The sequence below is a fragment of the Yoonia sp. 72 genome (genome assembly GCF_034652275.1).
In the GTDB taxonomy this organism is placed as follows: domain Bacteria; phylum Pseudomonadota; class Alphaproteobacteria; order Rhodobacterales; family Rhodobacteraceae; genus Yoonia.
This window is the reverse complement of record NZ_JAXIWG010000002.1, coordinates 264,032-290,850: the sequence shown is the minus strand read 5'-3', so window position 1 is coordinate 290,850 and position 26,819 is coordinate 264,032. Positions and strand designations below refer to the sequence as shown.

The window sequence follows — 26,819 nt, the reverse complement described above, 5'->3', positions numbered from 1 at the left end:
AAGTTCCTACTACTGACGGTGCTGCCGACGCCAAAATGCTACCCCGACTGGTGATCGAGGCGATTGAACCCTCGGTGGAGGGTGGCCGCTTTGCCGCCAAGACCGTTGCTGACTGGCCGACGCTTATTGCGGCGGATATCTTCTCCGATGGCCACGATATGATCGCGGCCGAGGTCGTTCTGACCTCGCCGGGCCATAACGCCGTCACAGTCCCCATGCACCACGATGACAACGATCGCTGGGTTGCCGAAGGCCGGTTTCACGCAATCGGACCCGCCCGTTTCACGATCCGCGCATGGCGCGACCCCTTTGCGACCTTGCTGCGCAATGCCCGCAGAAAGATCGTGGCAGGCCAGTCGGTGTCGGTCGAGATGTCCGAGGCGCGGCAGATGGTCAAATCCTTGCGCGTGAAGGGAGAGGACGGGGATGCGCTGAAGGCGCTCAAGGCTGCATTGAAGGGCGCAGGCGGCGAGGAAACGCTTGTCGCAGACGCGACCGAGGCGCTGATGTCGCGGATCGCACCGCGCGCCAACCTGACCGTATCGCCCGATATGCCCGTCTGGGTGGACCGAGAGGCCGCCGCCTTCTCCGCCTGGTACGAACTTTTTCCTCGCTCGATGGGCGCACCGGGGCAGCACGGCACCTTTGACGATGTGATCGCCAAGCTGGATTATGTCACCGACATGGGGTTCGACACCCTGTATTTCCCGCCGATCCACCCCATCGGCCTGACCAACCGCAAGGGCAAGAACAACACGCTGACCGCAGATGCGGATGATGTCGGATCGCCTTATGCGATCGGGTCCGACGCAGGCGGGCACAGCGCGGTGCATCCCGATCTTGGCACGCTGGAGGATTTCGACCGCTTGGTCGCCAAGGCAGCCGAGGCAGGGCTGGATATCGCGCTCGATATCGCGCTGAACGCCTCGCCCGATCATCCGTGGATCAAGCAACACCCCGACTGGTTCGAATGGCGGCCCGACGGGACCATCGCCTATGCCGAAAATCCGCCGAAGAAATACGAGGATATCGTCAATTTCCGCTATTATCTGGATGACGGCAGCCCCAATGCGCCGTTCTGGGATGCCGTGCGGGACATCTTCCTGTTCTGGGCCGACCACGGTGTCACCGTATTCCGCGTCGATAACCCGCACACCAAGCCGTTTCCGTTCTGGGAATGGCTGATGGCCGAGGTCCGGCGCGCCCATCCAGGTGCTATCTTTCTGTCAGAGGCCTTCACCCGCCCCAAGGTCATGAAACGGCTGGCCAAGATCGGGTTCAATCAAAGCTACAGCTATTTCACATGGCGCAACACCAAGGCGGAACTGACCGAGTATCTGACCGAACTGACGCAGGACGCGTGCCGCGACTACATGCGCGTCAATTTCTTCGTCAACACGCCCGACATCAACCCGATCCCGTTGCAGACCTCTGGCCGTCCGGGGTTTCGCACCCGCGCGATCCTTGCCGCGTCGCTGGCGGGCAACTGGGGTCTCTATTCGGGGTTCGAATTCTGCGAAGGCGCGCCGATGCCGGGCAAGGAAGAATACCTTGATTCCGAGAAATACGAACTGCGCCACCGCGACCCTGACACGTCCGGCCATATCCGTGACGATATCCGCCTGATCAACGACATCCGGCGCACACACCCGCAGATGCGCGACATGCGCAATCTGGCCTTTGTGCCTGCCCATGACGACCGCGTGTTGTCATATGCGCGCTGCGATGCGGACGGGGCGGTGCTGTTCCATGTGCTGCTTGACCACCACGCCCCCGCCGAATTCGGCTTCGAGGTGCCTTTATGGCAATTCGGCCTGCCGCATGACGCCTCGGTCGAGGTGCAGGACCTGATCCAAGGCAACAGCTTTACCTGGCACGGGCGCGACCACCGCCTGACGCTTCACCCTGTGGATCGCCCCTATGCCATCTGGAAACTTACTGCACCGGGAGGAGCACGATGAACGCCCCCACACCCCAGCTACATGCTGAAAACAAGGCCGACCGTCCCGACTGGTTCAAGGATGCGCTGATCTACCAGTGCCATGTGAAGGCCTATCAGGACAGCGACAGCGACGGCATCGGCGATTTCAAGGGGCTGATGCAGCGCCTTGACCATATCGAATCGCTGGGCGCCTCGGCGGTCTGGCTTTTGCCGTTCTATCCGTCGCCTTTGCGCGACGACGGCTATGACATCGCCGAATTCAAAGCGGTGAACCCGCAATACGGCACGCTCGAGGATTTTCAGGCCTTCGTGGACGAGGCGCACCGCCGTGGGCTCAAGGTCATCACCGAACTGGTCATCAACCACACATCAGACCAGCACGCATGGTTCCAGCGCGCCCGCAACGCGCCCAAAGGATCGCCCGAGCGTGATTTCTACGTCTGGTCGGACGATCCGAACAAATGGATGGACAAGACGCGCGTCATCTTCAACGACACCCATGACAGCAACTGGACATGGGACCCCGTCGCGCAGCAATTCTACTGGCACCGCTTTTTCGACCACCAGCCCGACCTGAACTTCGACAATCCTGCCGTGTTGCAGGAAGTCCTCGACGTGATGCATTTCTGGCTGGACATGGGGGTGGACGGCCTGCGGCTCGACGCAATCCCCTATCTGATCGAACGCGACGGGACCAACAACGAAAACCTGCCTGAAACCCACGAGGTGCTGAAGGCGATCCGCGCCGATCTGGACGCGCATTACGAAGGCCGGATGCTCTTGGCCGAGGCGAACCAGTGGCCCGAAGACACCCGCCCCTATTTCGGTGATGGCGACGAATGTCACATGGGTTTCCATTTTCCGCTGATGCCGCGCATGTACATGGCCGTCGCGCAAGAAGACCGCCACGCGATCACCGACATCATCCGCCAGACCCCCGAAATCCCCGAGGATTGCCAGTGGGGGATCTTCCTGCGCAACCATGACGAACTCACGCTGGAAATGGTGACGGACCGCGAACGCGACTATCTGTGGGAAACCTATGCCGCCGATAACCGCGCGCGGATCAACATGGGTATCCGCCGCCGTCTGGCGCCGCTGATGCGCAACGACCGGCGCAAGATCGAGCTGCTCAATTCCATGCTGCTGTCGATGCCCGGCACGCCGATCATGTATTATGGCGATGAAATCGGGATGGGCGACAACATCTATCTGCGCGACCGCGACGGGGTGCGCACACCGATGCAATGGACCGCCGACCGCAATGCCGGATTTTCGCGGGCTGTGCCGCAGCAGTTGTATCTGCCGGTCATTCAAGACCCTGAATACGGCTATCAGGGGCTGAATGTCGAAACGCAGGCGCAATCACCGTCGTCCTATCTAAACTGGGTGCGGCGCATGATCAGCGTGCGCAAGAAACATGACGTGTTCGGGCGGGGCGAGATTGACCTGCTCTATCCGGCGAACCGCAAGGTGCTGGCCTATGTCCGCCGCAACAAAAACGTCGAGGCGGGCAGCGATGGCGATGATGCAGTGTTATGCGTGGCGAACCTCAGCCGTGCGCCGCAGGCTGTCGAGATCGACCTGAGCCGCTATGAAGGCCGCGTGCCGGTGGAACTGGTCGGCCAATCGCCGTTCCCGCCGGTGGGCGAACTGCCCTATATGCTGACGCTGCCTGCCTACGGGTTTTTCTGGTTCCTGCTTGCCTCCGAGGAAGAAGCCCCCGACTGGCACACCCCGCTGCCGCAGGTCCTGCCCGATTTCGTGACGCTGACGACGACGGACGGGCATCTGTCCACCGCCTTGAACGACCGCAGCGCGCGGCAGTTTCTGGACAGGTCCTTGCCGCAATTCATCAGCCTGCAACGCTGGTTTGCCGGAAAATCGGCAGGCGCAAGCGCCGTGACATTGCACCCCTTGGCCGAGATCAAGCAAGGCCGGCACATGATCGCCCTTGCCGATGTGGCGACAGGCGGCGAGATGCAGCGCTATTTCATGCCGCTGTCGGCGGTGTGGGATGATGATGCGTCCACCATGACGCCGCGTATGCCCGCGACCATGGCCAAGCTGCGCCGCGCCAACAAGGTCGGCGCCTTGATGGATGGCGCCTCGGACGAGGATATGGCGCGCAGCCTGCTTGATGCGATGCGCGACCAGCGGGTGATCGCCTGTGACGGTGGCAAACTGGTCTTTACCAGCACCGACCTGCCCGATGCGGAAACGGCAGGTGAACCGCGGCTTTTGGGTGCGGAACAGTCGAATGCCTCGATCGCCTTTTCGGACCAGATCATTCTGAAGCTTTACCGCCGTGTGCGCGAAGGCGTGCAGCCCGATATCGAGGTGGCGCGGTTCCTGTCCGAAGCGCAGAACTTTGACTCTTCCCCTCGCCTGCTGGGCACGATCGCGTGGCAGGGTGACGATGGCACCGAAACCATCCTTGCCGCCGCATCCGAATATGTCCCGAACCAAGGTGACGCCTGGACATTCCTGACCGACTGGCTTGACCGTGAAATGGAAGCGCGCGAGGTCGGGCACGACGATGTGCAACTGCCCCTGACCGTGGGCGCGCTGAACCTTGGCACCTTGCTGGGGCAGCGCACGGCGCAAATGCATCTGGCGCTGGCGTCGGGGTCGGGTGCTTTTGGCACCGAACCGCTGACGCAGGACAGCGTGAAGGCGCTGGTCGACGAGACCCGCGCAGAGGTGGTGCGCACGCTCGACATGCTCAAGGCGGCCAAGCTGATCGGCCATGCCGCCGAGATCGCGAAGGATGTGGTGGCCCACCGCACGGCGATCCTTGACCGGATCGACAGGGTGACCGCCCTGCCCCTGTCGGGCGCGCAATCGCGGGTGCATGGCGATTATCATCTGGGGCAGGTTCTTGTCGCGCAGGATGATCTGGTCATCATCGACTTCGAGGGGGAGCCATCCCGCGGTCTGGCCGAAAGGCAGGCGAAATCATCGCCGCTCCGCGATGTCGCGGGCATGTTGCGCAGTTTCGACTATGCGCTGGCCGCAGCCTTCGACCGCCGGACCGAGGCCGGGGCCGACCCTGCGCGCACCACCGCACAGCTTGATGCGTGGTACGAATCCACCGCCGGTGCGTTCCTTGACGCATGGCGCGACACGATGGGCGATGCCCCCGTGCGCCCGCTTGATGCCGCGTTCGAGCAAGCCCTTCTCGACCTGCATCTGCTGCGCAAATGCGCCTACGAGGTGCAATACGAACGCGCCTTTCGTCCCGCCCGTATCGACGTGCCGCTTGCCGGACTGCTCAAGATCGCGAAAGCCATATGACCCGACCTGATGACCATACCGTCGAGGCGATCGTCCGCGGTCGCCTGTCCGACCCCTTCGCCACTCTGGGGATGCATGGCAGCCCGCCTGCGATCACCGTCTTTGCGCCCGATGCGGGTGCCGTGACCGTGCTGGACAGCAACGGCGAACCGCTGGGGGTGATGGACCGCATCCACCCCGAAGGCGTGTTCCACCTGTCGTTCCCGAAAAAGCGCAAACCCTTTGCCTATCGCCTGCAATGCCGCGCGGGCGATCATGTCTGGGACAAGGACGACCCCTATCGGTTTGGTCCCGTTCTGGGCGACATGGATGAACACCTGCTGGCCGAAGGGCGGCACGAAGAGCTTTGGACACGGCTTGGCGCGCATCCGGTCACGCATGAAGGGTGCGATGGCACGGCCTTCGGCGTCTGGGCGCCCAACGCGCGGCGCGTCAGCGTTGTGGGCCATTTCAACGCTTGGGACGGGCGCCGCCACCCGATGCGGCGGCGTGGTGGCGGGTTGTGGGAAGTGTTCGTGCCGGGCATCGGCGCGGGCGAGATCTATAAATACGAGATCCTTGGCGCTTATGGCGAGGTGCTGCCGCTCAAGGCTGATCCGGTCGCGTTCCGGATGGAACCGGCCCCCGGCACGGCATCTATCGTCACGGGTCCTGCGAACAGCACGTGGACCGATGGCGACTGGATGGCCAAAGCACGCCGCGACCTGCGCGACCAGCCTGTCAGCATCTACGAGGTGCATCTGGGGTCATGGCGGCGCGGCGATGGCGACCGTATCCTGCCCTATGCCGAAGTCGGGCCGATGCTGGCCGAATATGTCAGGGACATGGGCTTTACCCATGTCGAATTCCTGCCGCTGTCCGAACATCCCTATACCCCGTCCTGGGGCTATCAGCCCATTGGCATGTTCGCGCCCACGTCACGTTTCGGCGGGCCGGATGATTTTGCGGCGATGGTCGATCATCTGCATGGCGCGGGGATCGGGGTGATCATGGATTGGGTGCCTGCGCATTTCCCGTCCGACGAACACGGGCTGGCACGGTTTGATGGCACAGCCCTTTATGAACATGAGGACCCCCGGCAAGGGTTCCACAAGGACTGGAACACGCTGATCTACAATTTCGGGCGCAGTGAAGTGTCCAATTTCCTGCGGTCCTCGGCGTTGTACTGGCTGCGCCAGTTCCACATTGACGCGCTGCGTGTCGATGCCGTGGCATCGATGCTCTATCTCGATTATTCGCGCGACGCGGGCGAATGGCTGCCCAACCGCGAGGGCGGGCGCGAAAACCTCGAAGCGATCAGTTTCCTGCGCGACGTGAACACGCAGATCGCCGCACGCAGCCACGGCATCACCATCGCCGAGGAATCGACCGCCTTTCCCGGTGTGTCGCGGCCGGTGGATCAGGGCGGTCTGGGGTTCGATTTCAAATGGAACATGGGCTGGATGCACGACACCTTGGAATACATGGCCGAGGACCCGATCAACCGGCGCTGGCACCACGACAAGATGACCTTTGGCCTGCACTACGCCTTTTCGGAAAACTTCGTCCTGCCGATCAGCCATGACGAGGTGGTCCATGGCAAAGGCTCACTGTTGAACAAGATGCCGGGCGATGACTGGCAGCGGTTCGCCAACCTGCGCGCCTATCTGGGCTGGATGTGGACGCATCCGGGCAAGAAGCTGTTGTTCATGGGGTCCGAATTCGGGCAGTCGCGCGAATGGTCGCATGACCGGTCGCTTGACTGGCACCTGCTGGACGATCCGCGCCATGCGGGGTTGCAACGGCTGGTGCGCGACCTGAACGCCGCTTATCGCGACCATCCCGCGCTGCATGTGCTGGATTGTGCGCAGGACGGGTTTCGCTGGATCGACGGTGGTGACGTCGTAAACAACATCTTTTCCTTCATCAGACTTGGGCAGGATTGCGACCCCCCTGTCGCGGTGATCTGCAACATGGCCCCTGTCCTGCGCGAGGATTTTCGCCTCGGGCTGCCGATGCCGGGACGCTGGACCGAGGTGCTGAATTCGGATGCCGCCGATTACGGCGGAACCGGGTCAGGCAATGCGGGTTCCATCATGGCGGACGGCCAAGGCTGGCACGGTCAGCCAGTGTCAGCATCGATCACGCTGCCACCGCTTGCGACCCTGATCCTGACCCCTGACACCAAAGGCACATGATGACATCCACTTACAAAGTCGAAACCGGCATCGGGTCGCGGCGCGGGGCCACTTGGGACGGCGCGGGCACGAATTTCGCGATCTTTTCGGCCAATGCAACCAAGGTCGACCTATGCCTGTTCAATGCCTCCGGCACGCGAGAGATCGCGCGCGTGCCGCTGCCCGAAAACACCCACCAGATTTGGCATGGGTACTTGCCCGAGGTCCGGCCCGGCCAGTTATACGGCTACCGCGTCCACGGCCCCTATGCGCCGGAAGAAGGGCACAGGTTCAACCCCAACAAGTTGCTGCTGGACCCCTATGCGCGCGCGCATCACGGCGAACTGCGCTGGCATGATGCGCTGTTCGGCTACCGCGTCGGCCACCGGCGCGGCGATCTGAGCTTTGACCGCCGCGATTCCGCGCGGTTGATGCCCAAATGCGTGGTCGCCCCCAGTGCCGCGACCTGGGGCGATGATATGCGCCCTCGCACGCCGTGGCAGCGCACGGTCATCTACGAGGCGCATGTCGGCGGCATGACCATGCGCGCCCCCCATGTGAACAATCCGGTGCGTGGCACGTTCGAAGGGCTGGCCGATCCGGGCACGATCGCACATCTCAAGCGGTTGGGTGTGACAGCGGTGGAACTGCTGCCGATCCATTCATTCCACGACGACCGGCATTTGCAGGAAAAGGGTCTGGTCAACTGGTGGGGCTATAACACCACCGGCTTTTTCGCGCCTGCGAACCGCTATCTGGTGCAGCACGGCGCGCTGGATGAATTCCGCGTGATGGTCCACCGCCTGCACGATGCGGGGATCGAGGTGATTTTGGACGTTGTCTACAACCACACCGCCGAAGGCAACCAGATGGGGCCGACCCTGTCGTTCCGGGGCATCGACAACGCGTCCTATTACCTTTTGGGCGACGATCCGCGCTATTGCTTTGATACGACCGGTACCGGTAACACGCTGAACCTTGAAAACAGCCGCGTCATGCAGATGGTCATGGATTCGCTGCGCTATTGGGTCGAAGATTGCCACATTGACGGGTTCCGGTTTGATCTGGCCACCACGCTGGGGCGGCGGCGCGATTACTTTGACCCCGCCAATCCGTTCCTGACCGCTGTGCGCCAGGACCCTGTCTTGAGCCAGGTCAAGCTGATCGCGGAACCCTGGGATACCGGCAATGACGGCTATCAGGTCGGCAATTTCCCCCCGGGCTGGGCCGAATGGAATGACACCTACCGCGATACTGTCCGCGCTTTCTGGAAAGGCGACCACGATCAGGCGCCCGAAATGGCCGACCGTCTGCTGGGCTCTGCCTCGCGGTTTGAACACAATGGCCGCCGCCCGTGGACATCCATCAATTTCATCACTGCGCATGACGGTTTCACGCTGTCGGATCTGGTGTCCTACGACCACAAGCACAACGATGCCAATGGCGAGGATAACAAGGACGGCCATTCGCATAACCTGTCGTGGAACCACGGTGCCGAAGGCCCGACCGACGACCCTGCCATCATCGCGCTGCGCGACAGGCAGCGGCGCAACCTGATGGCCACGCTGCTGCTATCGCAAGGCACGCCGATGATCCTGATGGGCGATGAGAACGGGCGCACGCAGGGCGGCAACAACAACGCCTATTGCCAACCCGGAGAGATGAACTGGTTCGACTGGGATACCGTCGACGACCCTTTCGTCGATTTTCTTGCTGGGCTGATCGCGCTGCGTGCCGCGCGTCCGATCCTGATGGCGCAAAGGTTTCTGCATGCCACCGACGACAACCCCGAACACCGCTATGTCCGCTGGCACAAGCTGCGCGGCGGCGACATCGACCCCGAAGCCTGGCAGGAATCCGACAGACGGGCGCTGGCGCTCAGCTTTCACGGGGACACCGACCGCACCCTGTTTCTGGCGATGAATGCCGCAGCCGACCCGCGCGATCTGCACCTGCCCGAAGGCCGCTGGCAGCACCTTGTCTGCACCAAGGACGCGCGCGCCGATCCGCAGGGTTTCGGTGATCCGGTCGAAAGCCGGATGCAGATCGACGCCCGCGCGCTGATTTTGCTGGAGTCCGTTCCATGACGGGGCTGCCTGCATGGGGCGCTGTTCCCGACGGGGCGGCGACGCGGTTCCGGCTTTGGGCGCCCGACGTGGCCGATGTGCAACTGTGCCTGCCCGACAAAGAGGTCGTGATGCAGGCCGCAGGCGACGGATGGTTCGATCTGACGACCAAGGCACCGGCAGGCACCCCATATGCGTTCCGCTTGCCCGACGGGTCGCGTGTGCCCGACCCCGCATCGCGGCTGCAGGCGGACAGCGTGCATGGCGACAGCGTTGTGGCGTCGTCGGACTACGACTGGCAGCATGACCGCCCCGACCTGCCATGGCATGCGGCTGTGATCTATGAATGCCACATCGGCACCTTTACCCCCGAAGGCACCTATCGCGCCGCGATGGCAAAGCTGCCGCATCTGGCCGATCTGGGCGTGACCGCGCTGGAACTGATGCCTGTCGCGCAGTTCGGTGGTGATCGCGGCTGGGGCTATGACGGCGTTTTGCCTTACGCGCCGCATCCGGCCTATGGCACGCCCGACGACCTGCGCGCGCTGATCGACGCGGCCCACGGGCACGGGCTGATGGTGCTGCTCGATGTGGTCTATAACCACTTCGGACCAGACGGGAATTACCTGCACACATATGCATCGCCATTCTTCGACGACAGGCAGACACCTTGGGGTGCAGGCATCGCCTATGGTGCGGCACCCGTCCGGCGGTTCTTTATCGACAATGCGCTGTACTGGCTGCGCGATTTCAACTTCGACGGGCTGCGGCTGGATGCCATCGACCATGTCCGCGACCCTGACAGCGACCCCGAAATCCTGATCTCGCTTGCCCGCGAGATCCGTACCGAAATCGATCGGCCCGTCCATCTGACGACCGAGGATAACCGCAACGTCATCCATCTGCATGAACGGACGGGCGATGCCGTGCCCCTGATGACAGCCGAATGGAACGACGACTGGCACAACGCCGCCCATGTGCTGCTGACGGGCGAGACCGCTGGCTATTACGGCGGCTTTGCCGACCATCCCACCGCTATCCTGACGCGTGCGATGGCCGAAGGCTATGCCACCAAAGGCGCGGGCGGCCAAGGATCGCCGTCCGGCCATTTCCCGCCTGATGTCTTTATCAACTTTCTGCAAAACCACGACCAGATCGGCAATCGTGCGCTGGGCGAACGGCTGACGGTACTTGCCCCCGAACCCGCCTTGCGGGCGATGCAGGCGGTGCTGCTGCTGTCGCCCCATGTGCCGATGATCTTCATGGGCGATGAATGGGACGAGATGAACCCGTTCCTGTTCTTCGCCGGTTTCGAGGGTGATCTGGGCCGCGCCGTCACCGAAGGGCGCAGGCGCGAGTTTGGAGCGTTCGACAGTTTTGCCGCCGAGGATGTGCCGGACCCGATCGACCCGCAGACCTATCAGGACAGCCGGATCGACTGGACCAAACTGGACACCCCTGCCGGTCGCGCGGCCTTTGCGCGGTATCGTGATCTGCTGCGCCTGCGCCGCGACCGGATCGTGCCGCTGATCCCTGGCACAGGGCCGGATTGCGGCACGCGGCTGGACGCGCCGGACCGCTGTCTTGCCGTCGATTGGCGGCTTGGCGGCGGGACATTGTCGGTCCGGGCGAACCTGTCGACGAAGGCGGCCCAACTGCCCGACGCGACCGGCGAAAGCATCCACCTGACAGGCGATGCACCGGGCGCGCCCCATTCCGCCGCGTTCTGGATCGTATGAGACGCCTTGCCCGCCATCACGGCATCAAGCTGGACTACGACGGTCGCAAGGTGCCGGACGCGACGCTCGCCCTGATCCTCGACGGGCTTGGCCAAGACCCAAAGGCCGCCCCCGCAGGTCCGCCTGCGCCGCGGCGGATGACGGTGCCGTCCGACGTGTGCTGCCATCTGCCGCAATCCCTGCTTGATGCGAAAGGCTGGGGCGTGTTCTGCCAGCTTTACGAACTGCGGTCGGACAGGTCATGGGGGATCGGCGATTTCGCGGATCTGGCGGCCCTGGCGCGCATCTGCGGTGCAGAAGGTGCGGATTTTCTGGGCATCAACCCTGTCCATGCCCCGTTCACCGCGATGCCCGAACGCGCCTCGCCGTTTTCGCCGTCCAACCGGCGGTTCCTGAACCCGCTTTACATCGCCCCCGATCTGCTGGGCGTTGACCGGCCCGCGATGGAGGACGGCGATACCGTCGATTACACCGCTGTCGCGCGTACGAAACTGGCGGCCTTGCGCGGGGTGTTCGACAGGCGCAGTCCCGATCCAGCATTTGACGCATTCGTCGCGCAAGGGGGCGATGCACTGCACCAGCATGCCCTGTTCGAGGCGCTGAGCCACGCGCACGGCGGCGGCTGGAATGACTGGCCCACGGCGTTCCACGATCCGCAGTCTGCCGCAGTTGCCGAATTTGCGCACAGCAACGGGCATGAGGTGCAGTTCCACCTCTGGCTGCAGTGGATCGCACGGCAACAGCTTCACGCCGCACAGCAGGCCGCGAAAGACGCCGGCATGCGGGTCGGTCTTTACCTCGATCTTGCCGTGGGCGAGGCGCTGGATGGATCGGCCACATGGTCGGGTACGGCTGTATCCTTGCCGGACCTGACCATCGGCGCGCCGCCGGATGTGTTCAGCGAGGATGGCCAGAACTGGCACCTTGCCGCGCCCTCGCCCGCAGCGCTGCGCGAGGCGGATTTCGCCCCCTATCGCGCGGTGATCGCAGCGCAGTTGCAGGACGCGGGGGCCCTGCGGATCGACCACGCCATGGCGCTCTGGCAGCTGTTCCTGATCCCGAAGGGCGCGCCTGCCGCCCATGGTGCGCATCTGCGGTTTCCCCTGCCCGACATGCTGCGCGCGCTGGCCGAGGCGTCGCAGACCCATCAGGCCGTGGTCATCGGCGAGGACCTTGGGTTCGTCCCCGATGGCTTTCGCGCGGCGATGGAACAGGCGGGGGTGCTGTCCTACCGGATCGTCTATTTCGAACAGTCCGAAGATGGTTTCGCCCCTGCCGATACCTATCCGCAAATGGCACTGGCCTGTCTGTCGACGCATGACCTGCCGCCGCTGAATGGCTGGTGGGACGGGATCGACATCGACCTGCGCGAAACGAACGGGCTGGTGTCCAAGGGCGCAAGTAGCACCCATCGCAAACATCGCATCTGGGAGCGTGTGCATCTGGCCCGCGCGCTGGGCGTCAGCAAGCCGGATGCCGATACCCTGCTGGATGCCGCCCACCGTTTCATCGCGGCGACGCCATCGGTGCTAGCTGGGGTGCGGCTGGCCGATCTGGTCGGACCGGCGCGGCCCACCAACCTGCCCGGCGTGACCGACGGCTATCCCAACTGGAAACCGCGATCGCCTGTCAGCATCGCCGATATCGCCACCCATCCCACCTTTGCCCGCATCGCGCGTATCATGCGCCAAGCCCGACCGAGGCCCGAATGAAGCTACCCACCGCCACCTACCGCCTGCAACTGCGCAACGGCACGGATTTCGCCCGTGCGGCGGAGCTTGTGCCTTACTTTCGCGATCTGGGCGTGTCCGATCTGTATCTCTCGCCGATCTTTACGGCGGCACCGGGGTCCACCCACGGCTATGACGTGACCGACCCGAACGAGGTGGAACCTGCACTTGGCGGGCGCGATGGGCTGGAATTTCTGGCGCAGCGGTTGCGGGACGCAGGGTTGGGCCTGATCCTTGATATCGTGCCGAACCATATGGCGTTCACGGTGCAGACCCCGTGGCTGGCCGATGTGTTGCGGCACGGGCAGGACAGCCGCTATGCCCGCCATTTCGATATCGACTGGTCGGGCGGGCGGCTGCGCCTGCCATGGCTGGGCGCGCCCTTTGATGAACTGGCGGCGGCGGGCGAGATCACCGTCGAAGGCGACATGATGTGCGCCCCCGGTCTGCAGGTGCCGCTGGCCGTCCCCGCCGAGGGCAGCATCACCCAAACGCATGACGCACAGCCTTGGCGGCTGACGGCATGGCAGACCGAGGCGGCGGCCATCGACCACCGCCGTTTCTTTACCGTCACCGGACTGATCGGGCTGCGGGTCGAGGATCGCGCCGTGTTCGACGATGTGAATTGCCTCACCTTCGACCTGATCGACAGCGGCGTCGCGACCGGCCTGCGTGTCGATCACGTCGATGGGCTGGCCGACCCTGCCGCCTATCTGGCGCGCTTGCGCGACAGGTTGCCCGATACGCCGATCTGGGTGGAAAAGATCCTGACCGGCGACGAACCCTTGCCCGATTGGCCTGTGCAGGGTGAAACCGGCTATGTCGCGGCGCGGTCGATCACCCGCGTGCTGACCGACCCCGATGGCGCTGCGCAACTGGCCGAGGGCTGGCCCGCATTCGCCGATATACGCGACGAAGCGAAAATGCAGATTCTGACGGTCGAATTGCAGGCCGAGGTGGAGCGGTTGACCGATTTGGCCGCGCGCGCGGGTGCGCATCTGGACTGGGGGCGCGGGGCATGGCGGCAGGCAATCCTTGCCTATGTGCGCGCCTTTCCGCGTTACCGTAGTTATGCCACGGCGGAAGATGTGCCGGACAGTGACGCCGCGCTGATCCGCGCCACGGCAGCGCGTGCGGCGCTGCATCTGCCTGCGGCCTTGGCGCTGGACGATCTGGCCGTGCTGCTGTGCGATGTGAACGCCACCGAACTGCGCCTGCGGATGCAGCAACTGACCGGAGCCGCCATCGCCAAGGCGCAGGAGGATACCGCGTTTTATCGCTGGACCCCGCTATTGTCCGCCAACGAGGTCGGCGCGGAACCTGACGCCCCCGCGATGAGCGTCGCTGATTTTCACGCAACGATGCGGCGACGGCAGGCTGAGACGCCTTACGGGCTGACGCTGACTTCCAGCCACGACACCAAACGGTCAGAGGATGCGCGGATGCGCATCGCCGCCCTGTCGCATGATCCGGCGTTCGCCGAAACCTTGTTGTCGCACGTCCCCGATGCGCCCGCACCGTGGCGCTGGTATATCGCGCAATCGGCCTTTGCCGCTGCCCCTGCGGGCGCGCTCGCCGACCGGTTGGCGGCCCATCTGGAAAAGGCCATGCGCGAGGCCAAGCAGGACACCTTCTGGACCGCGCCCGCCGCCGATGTCGAAACCCCTGTGCTGGATGCTGCCCGCAGGTCAGCGCAGGCCTTTGGCGATGACAGCGCGCTGGCCCACCTTGTGACGCGGGCGGACAACCTTGCGCTCGCGCAATGCGCGCTCAAGCTGTTCATGCCCGGCGTGCCCGACATATATCAAGGCACCGAAATCGGCAGTTACCGCCTGACCGACCCCGACAACCGCGCTGCGGTTGACTGGACACGCCTTGCGCATCTGGCCCAAGGGCGCCCCGCAGGCACAGCCTTTGACCGCACCAAGTTCGACCTGACCCGCACCCTGCTGCATCTGCGCCGCGCTGAACCAGAGACATTCGCCGGTCCGTGGCAACCGCTTGATGCCGCCGAGGGCGAATTGCGGGCCGCACGCGGCCGGTTCGCTTTGCATCTGTCGACCTGTGGACAGGTTTTGCCTGATGCTGAAGGGGCGTTGTGGCCCACGCAGCCGACACCAACCCCCGTCCGCATCACGCGCGCCGATTGACGGCAACGGGGCACCGCTGCTTTTGCAGGAACAAACCAAGGACGACCCTGTTCTGGAGTTTCGGTAACCAAGGAGACATCATGCGGACCCTCAACATCCTCACCTTCATCCTCGTCATCGTCGGGGGCCTGAACTGGCTGCTGGTCGGTGCCTTTCAATTCGACCTTGTCGCAGCGATCTTTGGCGGTCAGGCGGCACTGCTGGCGCGGATCGTCTATATTCTGGTCGGACTGTCGGCGATCTGGCAATTGACCCGGATCGGCACCGTGACGCAGGACCACGGCCGCACCACGTACTGACCTTTGCTGATCGTGCCAGCGGTGCCGCAAGGGTGCTGCGGGCACACCGCCCCGGCCTTGCTTTATGGCGCGGTTTCCGGCAGCGTCAGGCCAGATCCGACGGGTTCAATCGCCCCGTCTGGCGGGAACCGGAAGATCAGCCATGCACGCCTTGTTCTTTGAAATGCGGCCCTTGCCGGGGCATCTGGACCATTATTTCGCCCATGTCGCGCGGCTGAAACCCGTGCTGGCGCGACATCAGGGGTTGATGTTTCTCGACAGGTATCTGTCGCTGAATGAACCCGATCTGATCCTGTCGCACCAGCTTTGGGCCGATGAGGAGGCAATCATGGCCTGGCGTGCCGACCGCGACCATCGCAAATCGCAAACAGCGGGGCGCAATGTGCATTTTGCCGATTACCGTATCCGCGTCGGCGCGAGGGTCGTGCATCAGGAATTTGGGCAAGCCGCCCGCACGGATGAGACCGCAGCAGCGGATGTGCCGCATCTGCTGGCGCTTTATGGCACCGCGCCGGTAACGGCGGAGGGGATTCGCGCCTTTGAAAGCGTCAATCACAAAGGCCGGTTCATCGCGCTGGCCTCCTACCCGGCGCTGGGCGCGGCGCAGGATGCTTTGGGCATCCACGCCGCCGCTGAAGGCTTGGATGAGGCCGCGATCTACAGCCTGCGCCGCGATTACGGGCAGTTCGACAGGGCGCAGGCACCGAACGGCTGATCGGTCAACCTTGGCGGTACGGGGGCAGGATGTCGCCTGTTGCCGCTGTCGCCTCGTAGACCGCGCGCGCGATGGCGCGGCTGAGGCAAACCGCACCTGCCGCCGCGATATTGCGAAAGGCGGTCGCATCGACCGACCCGTCGTTGCCAGTGGCCACCCCGAACACCAGATCACCATCCAGAGGCGTATGCGACGGCACGATGGCGCGGGCCATGCCGTCATGTGCGGTTACGGCAAGCCGATGGCATTGCACCTTGGTCAGCGGGGCATCGGTGGCGACGATGGCGATGGTCGTATTCGCGCCGCGCATGGCCTGCACCTGCATGGCCTGTTCTTTCAGGCTGGGTTCAGGGCTGATCAACCCGCCGCGCGGATCAGGGCCAATGCCGCCGAATTCACCGTCCATCTCGAACGGGGCCGCCCAGAAATGCCGCCCACCGGGGGTTGTCACACTGCCCAAAGCATTGACCGCGACCAATGCGCCGACCGTGGTGCCATCGGGCAGGACCAGTGACGCCGACCCCAGCCCGCCTTTTTGCATCGCGGCCAGCGCGCCGGTGCCCGCACCTGTTGTGCCAATCGCGAAATCCATGCCTGCGTTTTGCAAGGCCGCAAGACCAAGCGCCCGGTAGGGGTTTTCATCCCAATCCTTCGCCCCGCCGTTGATCAGATCGAAAATGATCGCCCCCGGCACGATGGGTATCCGCATCGGCCCGATGGCAAAGCCGCGCCCCATCGCGCGTAGCCCGTCCATCACACCCGAACAGGCATCCAGCCCGAACGCCGACCCGCCTGACAGCACCAGCGCATCAACCTGTTGCACTGTCTTGTCTGGGGCGAGAAGATCGGTTTCCTTCGTCCCCGGTGCACCGCCCATGACATGCACGCTGGCGGTAAAGGGCGCATCGGCGACCAGCACGGTTGTGCCTGTCTTGATCCGGTCGTCCTGCGCATTGCCCACGCGCAGGCCAGTCACGTCGGTGATCAGATTGCGGGGGCCTGTTTTATATGCAGCGTCCACCGTCCACCTCCATTGCGACACCTGTGATCATGCTGGCCTCGTCCGAGCAGAGGAAACAGGCGGCGTTGCCCATATCCTCGGGCGTGGAAAACCGGCCCAGGGGGATTGTCGCCAGAAACTTCGCCCGGATTTCGGGCGTATCCTCGCCCATGAAGGATTTCAGCAAGGGCGTTTCCCCCGCCACCGGATTGATCGCATTGACGCGGATGCCGAAGGGCGCAAGTTCCACCGCCATCGTTTTCGTCGCGGTGATCATCCAGCCTTTGGAGGCGTTGTACCAGTTCAACCGTGGGCGCGGCGACACGCCAGCGGTGGAGGCCACGTTGAGGATCGCGCCAGTCTGGCGGTCCTTGAGATGAGGGACGAAAGCGCGCGCTGTCAGATAGACCGATTTCATATTCACACGGAACACGCGGTCAAAATCATCCTCGGTCACATCCTCCATCGCCTGTGGCAGATGCGTGATGCCTGCGTTGTTGACCAGAATGTCCAGCGGTCCGGCGGATAGTACGGTTTCCGCCATGTTAGACACTGATTCCGCGCTACCCACATCGCATGTAATCGCCGAGGCACCCAGTTCCGCTGCGATCTGCTCGGCTGCCGCGCCGTTGATATCGGCGCACCAGACCTTTGCCCCTTCCGCCGCAAATTTGCGCGCGATGCCTGCGCCAAATCCTGATCCGGCCCCCGTCACCAAAGCTGTCTTGCCTGCCAGTCTCATGCTTTCACCCATGCCATGCGGCCACGGTTTTCAGGGTAGAGAAGCCATAAAGCGCCTCGAACCCCTTTTCGCGGCCATGCCCCGATTTGCCGACGCCGCCAAAGGGTAATTCCACCCCGCCGCCTGCGCCGTAATTGTTGATGAACACCTGCCCTGCCTGCAGCGCCTTGGCTAGCCGCATCTGGCGGCCACCGTCGCGGGTCCAGACGGACGCGACCAGCCCGTAGACGGTGCCATTGGCGATGGACAGCGCCTCGGCCTCGTCGTCGAACGGGATCAGCACCTGCACGGGGCCAAAGATTTCGTCCTGCGCCAGCACATGATCGGGGGGCACATCGGCGAACAGCACGGGCGCGATGTAATGGCCCGCCGCATCGGTCACGATCTGGCCTCGTGCTGCGATGGTCAGGTCGGCACCTTGGGCGATGAACCCAGTCACGATGTCCTTTTGGTGGGCAGAGATCAGCGGGCCAAGGTTCAGATCGTCCAGCGCAGGCCCGACCCGCAGGCTGCTGTAGGCTGCGGCCATCCGGTCGAGGACCTGATCATAGACGCCGCGCTGCACAAGGATGCGGCTGGACGCCGAACAGGTCTGGCCCGCGTTCTGGATGCCCGCATTCACCAGAAACGGCAGCGCGCGGTCCAGATCGGCGTCGTCGAACACGATCTGGGGCGATTTGCCGCCCAGTTCCAGCGTGACGGGGATCACGTTCTTTGCGGCTGCCGCTTGGATCGCCTCGCCCGTGCGGACCGAACCGGTGAAAGACATGTGCTGCACGCAAGGATGACTGGCGAGTGCGGCACCTGCCTCAGCCCCCAACCCTGTCACGACATTCAGCGCCCCCGCTGGCAGGCCCGCCCCCTGCGCGATGGCGGCAAAGGCAAGGGCGGTCAGGCAGGCATCCTCGGCCGGTTTCAGCACGCAGGCATTGCCCATCGCCAACGCCGCGCCCACGGATCGCCCGATGATCTGCATCGGGTAGTTCCACGGGATGATATGGCCGGTCACGCCATGCGGTTCACGCAGGGTATAGACGGTGTAGCCGTCCAGATAGGGGATGGTTTCGCCCATGATCTTGTCGGCGGCCCCGCCGTAGAATTCCATATAGCGGGCCAAGGCCACCGCATCCGCGCGCGCTTGGGTCAGGGGTTTGCCGACATCGCGCGCCTCGAGTTGTGCAAGCGTTTCGGTCTGCGCCAGCACCGCCTGTCCGATGCGGGTCAGGATGCGGCCACGCTCAAGCGCGGTCAGCCGGCCCCAGTCGCCCGCGCGGGCGGTATGGGCCGCAGCGACAGCCGCATCGATATCCGCCGCTGTGCCGCGCGCGATTTGCGTCAGGGGCTGGCCGGTCGACGGGTCCGTCACGGGGATTGTGGCCGTGCTGCGCACCCAATGTCCGCCGATCAGGTGGCTGGCGGTGGGGATGTCAAAGGGCGTCAGCGGCATGGGCAAGCTCCGGCAATTGGGGGGCGGCGGCGATCAGGGATTGGGTGTAGGAATGTTGCGGATTGGCAAAAACAGTCTCTGTTACGCCTGATTCCACGATTCTTCCCCCATGCATGACCAGCACGCGGTCGGTGATGCTGCGCACGACGCTGAGGTCATGGCTGATGAACAGATAGGCCAGCGGGCGCTTGCGGCAGAGGTCGGCGATCAGGTCGAGGACTTGCGCGCGCACCGATACGTCGAGTGCGGAGACCGCCTCGTCAAAGATGATCAGATCGGGTTCGACGATCAGCGCGCGCGCGATGGCAAGGCGTTGTCGCTGGCCGCCGGAGAATTCGTGGATGTATTTGCCCGCCGCATCGGTCGGCAGGCCGACATCGGTCAGCGCCTTGGCGATGGCCTGATCGCGGGCCGCCCCCTTCGGCGGGTTGTCGAGCAGATGGAACGGTTCGGTGATCAGCCGGTCGACGCGGTGACGGGGGTTGAAACTGCCATAGGGGTCCTGAAACACGACCTGCATCTTGCGCCGCAGGGCATGGTCGCCGTGTGACACCGGCGCGCCATCAAGGGTTATTTCCCCGCTCTGAACCGGCTCCAACCCCAAAATCGCCCGTGTTAGTGTCGATTTTCCGCAGCCGCTTTCGCCCACCAGCCCCACACGTTCGCCACGGTTGATGGTCAGCGACACATCGTCCAGCGCGCGAAAGGTCGGGCGCGGGCCGAACAGCGACAGCCGCTTGGTCGGGTAATCGCGCACCACATGGCGCACGGCGAGCAAGGGTGCATCTGTCGGCACCGGCGGCAGGTCAACCGTATGGGTCGAGGCGGCGAACAGCGCGCGGGTATAGGGGTGGCGCATGGCGCGCAGCAGGTCGTGGGTCGCGCCTTCCTCGACGATGCGGCCATTTTGCATCACGGCGATGCGGTCGGCCACATCGGCCACCACGGCCAGATCATGAGTAATCAGCAGCAGGCTCATGCCGAATTCATCCACCAGCCCTTGCAGCAGGTCCAGAATGCGCGCCTGTGTCGTGACATCGAGCGCGGTCGTCGGTTCATCCGCGATCAAGAGCTTGGGGCGCATGGCGATGGCCATCGCAATCACGACACGCTGGCGCTGTCCGCCGGACAATTCGTGTGGATAGCGCGTGGGCGCCACCTTCAGCCCGACACGGTCGAGCATGGCGGCGGCGCGGGCATGGGCCTCGGCCTTGGTCGCTTTTTCATGGATCAGGATCGTTTCGGCCACCTGTGCGCCGATGGTCTGCACAGGGTTCAGCGCGGTCATCGGTTCCTGAAACACCATGCCCATCGCATTGCCGCGCATCCGGCACAGGGCGGGTTCGGGCGTTTGCACGATATCGGTGCCATCCAGCAGGATTTGCCCCTGCGCCGCCGCCCCCTGCGGCAACAGCCCCATGATCGCCAGCGCGGTCATGGATTTGCCCGACCCGCTTTCGCCGGTGATCGCGGTGATCTGGCCCTGTGCCATATCCAGAGTGATGCCTTGCAGCACGGACGTGCCGCCGATCTGCACTGACAGGTCCCTGATCGAAAGCAAGGTCATGTCCGCATCACGCGAAGGCGCGGATCAAGCCAGTCGCGCAGCCCGTCGCCCAGCAGGTTCAGCCCCAGCACCGTCAGCAGGATCGCGAAACCGGGGATCAGGGCCACATGCGGCGCGATACTGACCAAGGTCTGCGCATCAGCCAGCATCCGTCCCCAACTGGCCGTAGGCGGCTGCGCGCCAAGGCCGATATAGGACAAAGCGGCCTCGGCCAATATCCCCAGACTGAACTGGATCGTGCCCTGCACGATCATCAGATTGGCGATATTGGGCAGGATATGTTCGGCCGAGATGCGCGCCGCGCCCTTGCCGCTGACGCGGGCGGCGCGGATGAAATCGCGTTCCCACAAGGGCAGCGCGGCACCGCGCGTCAGGCGGGCGAAAACGGGAATGTTGAAAATGCCGATGGCGATGATGGCATTCACGGCAGAGGGGCCGAACACGGCGGTAATCAGGATCGCGATCACCAGCGACGGAAAGGCGAAGACCAGATCATTGCCGCGCATGATGAGGTCATCCACCAGCGAGCCCCGCCGTGCCGCAGCCCAGAGGCCGAGCGGCACGCCAAGCCCCATCCCGATACCCACAGCCACCAGTGCCACGGCAATCGAGGTGCGTGCGCCCATCATCACCATCGACAGGATATCGCGGCCGAAATGGTCGGTGCCCAGCAGATGCGCACCGCCGGGGGTCAACAGGCGGTTGGGGATGTCCAGCACTTCGATATTGTAAGGTGTCCAAAGAAAGGACAGCGCCGCCAGTCCGGTGAAAAATGCGGTCAGGCCCGCGCCGATGATCAGGTTGCGCGACATCAGGCGCGCGCCCGCAGGCGGGGATCGACGGCTGCATAGGTCAGATCGACGATGAAGTTGACCATGATCACGGTAAACACCAGCAGCATCACCACGCTTTCCACCACGATCAGGTCTCGCGCGCTGATCGCCTGAAAGATCAGCCGCCCCAACCCCGGCAGGAAAAACACCTGTTCGATAATGATCGCGCCTGCGAGCAGGAAGGAAAACTGCAACCCGATGATCGTCAGCACGGGGATCAACGCATTGCGCAGCGCGTGCCGCCAGAGCGCCTGCCTGCGGGTCAGCCCTTTGGCGCGGGCGGTGCGGATGAAATCCTCGCCCAGCATGTCCAGAAGCGACGATCGCATGACCCGCGCAAGGATCGCCGCCTGCGGCAGGGCAAGGGCGATGGCAGGCAGGGTCAGTGCCTTGAGTGCGGCCAGCGGATCGGCCCAGCCCGGAAAGCCGCCTGCCGAAAACCAGCGCAGGTTGATCGCGAAGATCAACACAAGGATCATGGCGAACCAGAAATTCGGGATCGCCACGCCAAGCTGAGTGGCTCCCATGATCGCGGTGTCGCCTGCGCCACCCCTGCGGCTGGCGGCATAGATGCCCGCCGGAAAGGCCACCAGCGTGGACAAAGCCAGCGCATAGATGGCCAGCGGCAGTGACACCCAGATCCGGTCCGCGATCAGCGTCGCGACGGGCGTCTTGTAGGTCCATGAGGTGCCGAAATCACCCTGCAGCATGCCACCGACCCAAGCCGCGTAGCGACTGACCAGCGGTTCATCCAGCCCCATTTTGGCGCGCAAGGCGGCGATCGTGTCAGGCCGTGCATTCACCCCCAGCATAAAGGCCGCCGGATCGCCGGGGATCACCTCGACCACCGCGAAAATCACGATGGAGGCGACGATCAAGCTGGCGATCAGCGACGCAAGCCGCCCGAGGGCAAAGCGGATCATGCCCGCTCAATTGCCCCAGGACACGCCCGTCAGATCGACCGCAGCGGTCGGCTGGTTGACCCAAAGCCCCATAATCTCAGCCCGTGCGACGGTCGCGACACCCAGCTGGAACAGGTAGGCGTTGACGTAATCCTCGGAAATGATCGTCTGCGCCTGTGCCAGCAGCGCGGACCGCCCTGCGGGGTCGGTCGTCGCGTTCAGTTCTTCCAGCACGGCGCGGAAATCGGCGTTGTCGTATTGGAAATAATAGTCCGGATTGGCGTAGATGTTGATGTCCATCGGTTCGGTATGGCTGACGATGCTCAGGCCGAAATCCTTGTTGGTGAACACTTCTTCGATCCATTGGGCCCATTCGAGGTTCGTGATCTCGGTCTGGATTCCGACCTCGCGCAGCTGGCTCGCGATGATTTCACCCCCGCGACGGGCATAGGACGGCGGCGGCAGTTTCAGCGTCGTGGTGAAACCGTCCGGCAGGCCGGCCTCGGCCAGCAGGCTGCGCGACAGGTCGGGGTCGAATTGCGAATTGGCCAAGAGGTCCACGTAATCGGGGTTATGCGGCGCGAAATGCGTGCCGATGGGCGTGCCTTGGCCAAACATTGCGCCGTCGATGATCGCCTGACGGTCAATCGCATGGGTGACAGCACGGCGCACCAAGATGTTGTCGAAGGGTTCACGCTGGTTGTTCATCGCCAGAATGGTTTCGCCTTCGGTATTGCCGTTCAGCACTTGAAAGCGGGGATCAGCCTCGAACTGCGGCAGGTTTTCAGGGGCGGGGAAGCCGACGAACACATCCACATCCTCGGCCATCATCGCCGCAAAGGCGGCGGTCGGGTCAGAGATGAAGCGGAAGGTCGCGCTTTCCAGCGCGGGGGCGGCACCCCAGTAATTCTCGTTGCGGGTCAGCTCCAGCCGGTCACCCTGCACCCAGTTGGCAAAGGTGAAAGGCCCCGTGCCGACAGGGTTGGTTGCGATGGTGTCGATGCTTTCAGGCGCCACGATCACGGCATCGCCCCAGGCCATGTTGAACAGGAACATGCCGTTGGGCTGCGACAGCGTGACCTGCACGACCAGCGGGTCGATCACGGTGACCTCGGCGATGTCGGCGAACAGGGCCTTTTGCGCGTTGGTGCTGTCCTCGGCGCGGGCACGGTCAAGGCTGAATTTCACATCCTCGGCGTCCATCGTGGTGCCGTCGTGAAAGGTCACGCCTGCGGCAAGGTTGAACGTGTAGGTCAGCCCGTCCTCGGAAATATCCCAGCTTTGCGCCAGACCGCGGATGATCGCACCATCGGCATCGAAACGGGTCAGCCCCTCGAACACGTTGGCGTAGAGCACCGAGTCAATCGCCTGCGCCGCCCCGCTCGTCGGGTCGAGGTTCGGCGGCTCCAACTGGATCGCGACGGTGATGCTGTCTTGCGCCAGCGCACCGGAGGCGCAAAGCACGACGGCGGTGGATGCGGCAAGGCGTTTGAAATGATGCATGAGGACCTCCTGTTGTTGGTGACAGTGTTCACCCATGTCGATGGGCAATTCAAGTCCCGTAGGTCGGGGTTCACCCCGACGTCACACCCGTGATCGCCGCCAATCCTCGCGCCATCACCTGCGCGCTGTCGATCATGTCGTCCACGCCGATATATTCATCCGGCTTATGCGCCAGTTCCAGCAGCCCCGGACCGTAGGCGATGCAGTTTTTGAGCTTGCCGATCCGGTCGATGTGTTTCTGGTCGTAGGTGCCGGGGCTGGCGACGAATTCTGCCGGACGCCCAAGCACCTTTTCGATTTGCGCGGCGATCACCTGCACCACGGGGGCGTCGCGGTCGGTCATGCTGGGCAGGACCATGTTGATCTCGCGCAGGTCATAGCGGAACTTGTCGCGCTGCGCCTTGATGTCCTCGAGCAGGGCTGTCACCTCGCCGCGCACCTCGTCGATGCTTTCCTCCGCCAGAAAGCGGCGGTCGATCACGATGCGGCAGCTATCGGGGACGCAATGGGCGGGCAGGCTGGTGTCGTCTGCGGCGAATTCGGGCTGGCCGCCGTGGACGGAATTGATGTTCATCGTGGAGGACCGCGCGCCATCGGGGACCACGGGCATATCGGTGCGTCGGGCGGCCATTGCGGGGTAAAGCGTGGTCTCGAACGCAGCCAGCACCGCCCCCATGTGCCGCACGGCGCAATCGCCCAGAAACGGCATGGAGCCGTGGGCGATTTCGCCATGTGTCTCGATCTCGGCCCACCAGCCCCCGCGATGGCCCAGACAGACGCGGTCCTTATGCAACGGTTCGGGGATGATGACATGCTGCACGCGGGCGGGGTCGAAGAACCCCTGTTCGGCCAGATAGGCGACACCGCCATAGCCGCCTGATTCTTCATCCGCGGTGCCGGAAATCTCGACCGCGCCCGCGAAATCGGGATGGGTGGCGATAAACGCCTCGGCGGCGATGATCGACGCGGCAAGCCCGCCTTTCATGTCGCAGGCGCCGCGGCCATAGATCTTGCCGTCGATCAGCGCGCCGCCGAACGGGTCTTGGGTCCAGCCATGACCCACCTCGACCACGTCGATATGGCTGTTGAAATGCACGCAATCGCCAGCGCGCGCCCCTTCGCGCCGTGCGACGATGTTCCAGCGGGGGTATTTGTCGCTGTCGCCCGGTGTGCCATGCGCGCGGATGAGTTGCGTGGCAAAGCCCGATTTGCGCAGCCGCCGGTCCAGATAATCGCAGATGTCACGGTAAAACGCGCCGGGCGGGTTCAGCGTGGGAATGCGGATCAGGTCCTGGGTCAGCGCGATCAGGTCCTCGCGCCGGTCGGTGATGGCGTCCATCAGGTGCGTGTGGTCGGTCATGCCGGAACTATCCGCCAAGCCTTGCGCCCCCGCAAGGGGCTAGACGATCTGGCCGGGGTTGATCCGTTGTTGCAGCATCGACGCAAGGAACCCCGTCGTGATGATTTGCACCCCGAGCGAGGCTGTGACCACGGCCAAGGCGGCAGGCCGCACGATGCGGCTGGCGTCCAGATCGCCGAAACCCGTGGCTCCCCAGCTGAACACACCCGCCAGCGTGGCAAAGATCGCGACCAGCAGCAAAAGACCACCCGCGATGCAGGCATTGTCGACTGACAGGCGGGACTTGAACCTCTCGAACCGGGCGGAGCTGGGCAAAAGCGCGAAACGCACCGCGAAAATCCGCGACAGCGCGTAAAAGCAGATCATCTGGAAACCCGTCAGGACCAGTGCCGCAGCAAGGATCAATGTCGCAACGTCGAAACTGACGCCGCCAATGGTGACGGGGCCGAACAACAGCGCCAGAAAACTGACGCTGCCCAGCGCGAACAACACCAGACCGGGGTAATAGAACAGCCAGTAAGGCGCGAAGGTCATCAGCAGCTTCAGATGCAGCCAGCCATCTCGCCAGCTGCGCAGATGCGGCGGGCGCGAACGGCCGTCGGGTTTCAGCGTCGTGGGTACTTCGCGGATGTCTAGACGCGACAGGGTTGCCTTGATGACCATTTCGGACGCGAATTCCATCCCCGGCGTGTTCAGATGCAGGCCAAGGATGGCGTCACGGTTGAACCCGCGCAGCCCGCAGTGGAAATCCCCGACCGGCGTGCGGTAAAAGACGCGCCCGACCGTGGAAAGCACCGGATTGCCCAGATAGCGGTGCAGGGGCGGCATCGCCTTGGGTGCGATTCCGCCGCGAAAGCGGTTGCCCATCACCAGATCCGCCCCATCGCGCAATTCTGCGACGAACGGATCAAGGTTCGAGAAGTCATAGCTGTCATCGCTGTCGCCCATGATGACATAACGGCCCCTCGCGTCCGCGATCCCCGCGATAAGCGCGGCGCCATAGCCTTTGGTGGGCACATCGACGACGCGCGCACCAAGGCGGCGGGCGATGTCCTGACTGCCGTCGGTGGACCCGTTGTCGGCGATCAACACCTCGCCATCAACGCCAGAGCGTTCCAGATAGCCCTTAGCCTTGACGATGCAGGTCTCGAGCGTCTCGGCCTCGTTCAGGCAGGGCATCAGAATGGTCAGTTCGGTCATCAAGGCGCCCCGTTCCGGTGGTGGTGTCCGGTCAGCGATCCGGCCCGCCCCAGCGATATGGCAGGCAGTGGCCATTGCGCAACAGCCGTGGCGTGCGCCCTTGCCCGCGCCAACGGTGTATGTTGCCAATTGGTCACCTGTGATAGCGGTCTGAAATCCTTGCAAGAAGAC

General features: G+C 63.8%; 18 protein-coding genes. 9 read left to right on the top strand and 9 right to left on the bottom strand.

Features of this window, described 5'->3' with window-relative positions; translation table 11 throughout:
* The first annotated feature begins 35 nt into the window (after positions 1 to 35).
* The 9 genes from VCK47_RS09965 to VCK47_RS09925 all read left to right on the top strand — a co-directional run bounded on the left by VCK47_RS09965 (position 36) and on the right by VCK47_RS09925 (position 16,094).
* A complete protein-coding gene (locus tag VCK47_RS09965) occupies positions 36 to 1,961 on the top strand; it encodes an alpha-1,4-glucan--maltose-1-phosphate maltosyltransferase (protein WP_322891268.1) in 1,926 nt (641 codons plus the stop codon).
* The gene (treS, locus tag VCK47_RS09960; protein ID WP_322890942.1) at positions 1,958 to 5,239 is read left to right on the top strand and encodes a maltose alpha-D-glucosyltransferase; all 3,282 of its coding nucleotides are present in this window, start codon (positions 1,958 to 1,960) and stop codon (positions 5,237 to 5,239) included. The genes VCK47_RS09965 and treS overlap by 4 nt, the downstream gene beginning before the upstream one ends.
* The gene (gene glgB, locus VCK47_RS09955; protein ID WP_322890941.1) at positions 5,236 to 7,416 is read left to right on the top strand and encodes a 1,4-alpha-glucan branching protein GlgB; all 2,181 of its coding nucleotides are present in this window, start codon (positions 5,236 to 5,238) and stop codon (positions 7,414 to 7,416) included. Before treS ends, glgB begins: the two co-directional genes overlap by 4 nt.
* On the top strand, positions 7,416 to 9,482 hold the full coding sequence (gene glgX / locus VCK47_RS09950) for a glycogen debranching protein GlgX (protein ID WP_322890940.1): 2,067 nt from the start codon (positions 7,416 to 7,418) through the stop codon (positions 9,480 to 9,482). Before glgB ends, glgX begins: the two co-directional genes overlap by 1 nt.
* Entirely contained in the window at positions 9,479 to 11,200 is a 1,722-nt protein-coding gene (gene treZ / locus VCK47_RS09945) for a malto-oligosyltrehalose trehalohydrolase (RefSeq protein ID WP_322890939.1), read from the top strand. The genes glgX and treZ overlap by 4 nt, the downstream gene beginning before the upstream one ends.
* Positions 11,197 to 12,912, top strand: a complete 1,716-nt coding sequence (malQ, locus tag VCK47_RS09940) for a 4-alpha-glucanotransferase (RefSeq protein ID WP_322890938.1) — start codon at positions 11,197 to 11,199, stop codon at positions 12,910 to 12,912. Before treZ ends, malQ begins: the two co-directional genes overlap by 4 nt.
* Positions 12,909 to 15,080 (top strand): malto-oligosyltrehalose synthase, encoded by a 2,172-nt coding sequence (treY, locus tag VCK47_RS09935; protein WP_322890937.1) that lies wholly within the window; start codon positions 12,909 to 12,911, stop codon positions 15,078 to 15,080. The genes malQ and treY overlap by 4 nt, the downstream gene beginning before the upstream one ends.
* Before the next feature lie 80 nt (positions 15,081 to 15,160).
* Complete coding sequence (locus VCK47_RS09930; RefSeq protein WP_322890936.1) at positions 15,161 to 15,379, top strand: DUF378 domain-containing protein; 219 nt, start codon at positions 15,161 to 15,163, stop codon at positions 15,377 to 15,379.
* A gap of 142 nt (positions 15,380 to 15,521) precedes the next feature.
* On the top strand, positions 15,522 to 16,094 hold the full coding sequence (locus VCK47_RS09925) for an antibiotic biosynthesis monooxygenase family protein (RefSeq protein ID WP_322890935.1): 573 nt from the start codon (positions 15,522 to 15,524) through the stop codon (positions 16,092 to 16,094).
* A 4-nt stretch (positions 16,095 to 16,098) separates the two neighbouring features.
* Here VCK47_RS09925 and VCK47_RS09920 read toward each other — a convergent pair whose 3' ends face one another.
* The 9 genes from VCK47_RS09920 to VCK47_RS09880 all read right to left on the bottom strand — a co-directional run bounded on the left by VCK47_RS09920 (position 16,099) and on the right by VCK47_RS09880 (position 26,777).
* Positions 16,099 to 17,115 carry a P1 family peptidase gene (locus VCK47_RS09920; RefSeq protein ID WP_322890934.1) on the bottom strand — a complete coding sequence of 339 codons (1,017 nt, stop codon included), beginning with the start codon at positions 17,113 to 17,115 and terminating at the stop codon, positions 16,099 to 16,101.
* Positions 17,099 to 17,836, bottom strand: a complete 738-nt coding sequence (locus tag VCK47_RS09915; RefSeq protein ID WP_322890933.1) for an SDR family oxidoreductase — start codon at positions 17,834 to 17,836, stop codon at positions 17,099 to 17,101. The genes VCK47_RS09920 and VCK47_RS09915 overlap by 17 nt, the downstream gene beginning before the upstream one ends.
* A gap of 4 nt (positions 17,837 to 17,840) precedes the next feature.
* Positions 17,841 to 19,283, bottom strand: coding sequence for an aldehyde dehydrogenase family protein (locus tag VCK47_RS09910; protein ID WP_322890932.1), 1,443 nt, complete (start codon positions 19,281 to 19,283; stop codon positions 17,841 to 17,843).
* Positions 19,264 to 20,850 (bottom strand): dipeptide ABC transporter ATP-binding protein, encoded by a 1,587-nt coding sequence (locus tag VCK47_RS09905; RefSeq protein WP_322890931.1) that lies wholly within the window; start codon positions 20,848 to 20,850, stop codon positions 19,264 to 19,266. The genes VCK47_RS09910 and VCK47_RS09905 overlap by 20 nt, the downstream gene beginning before the upstream one ends.
* Positions 20,847 to 21,662: an ABC transporter permease gene (locus VCK47_RS09900; protein WP_322890930.1), complete on the bottom strand. Its 816-nt coding sequence runs from the start codon at positions 21,660 to 21,662 to the stop codon at positions 20,847 to 20,849. The genes VCK47_RS09905 and VCK47_RS09900 overlap by 4 nt, the downstream gene beginning before the upstream one ends.
* Entirely contained in the window at positions 21,662 to 22,606 is a 945-nt protein-coding gene (locus VCK47_RS09895; protein WP_322890929.1) for an ABC transporter permease, read from the bottom strand. Before VCK47_RS09895 ends, VCK47_RS09900 begins: the two co-directional genes overlap by 1 nt.
* Positions 22,607 to 22,612: 6 nt before the next feature.
* Positions 22,613 to 24,088, bottom strand: coding sequence for an ABC transporter substrate-binding protein (locus VCK47_RS09890; protein ID WP_322890928.1), 1,476 nt, complete (start codon positions 24,086 to 24,088; stop codon positions 22,613 to 22,615).
* 70 nt (positions 24,089 to 24,158) lie between these two features.
* Positions 24,159 to 25,448, bottom strand: a complete 1,290-nt coding sequence (locus tag VCK47_RS09885) for an acetylornithine deacetylase/succinyl-diaminopimelate desuccinylase family protein (protein ID WP_322890927.1) — start codon at positions 25,446 to 25,448, stop codon at positions 24,159 to 24,161.
* A gap of 39 nt (positions 25,449 to 25,487) precedes the next feature.
* Positions 25,488 to 26,777, bottom strand: coding sequence for a glycosyltransferase family 2 protein (locus VCK47_RS09880; RefSeq protein ID WP_322890926.1), 1,290 nt, complete (start codon positions 26,775 to 26,777; stop codon positions 25,488 to 25,490).
* Positions 26,778 to 26,819 lie beyond the last annotated feature (42 nt).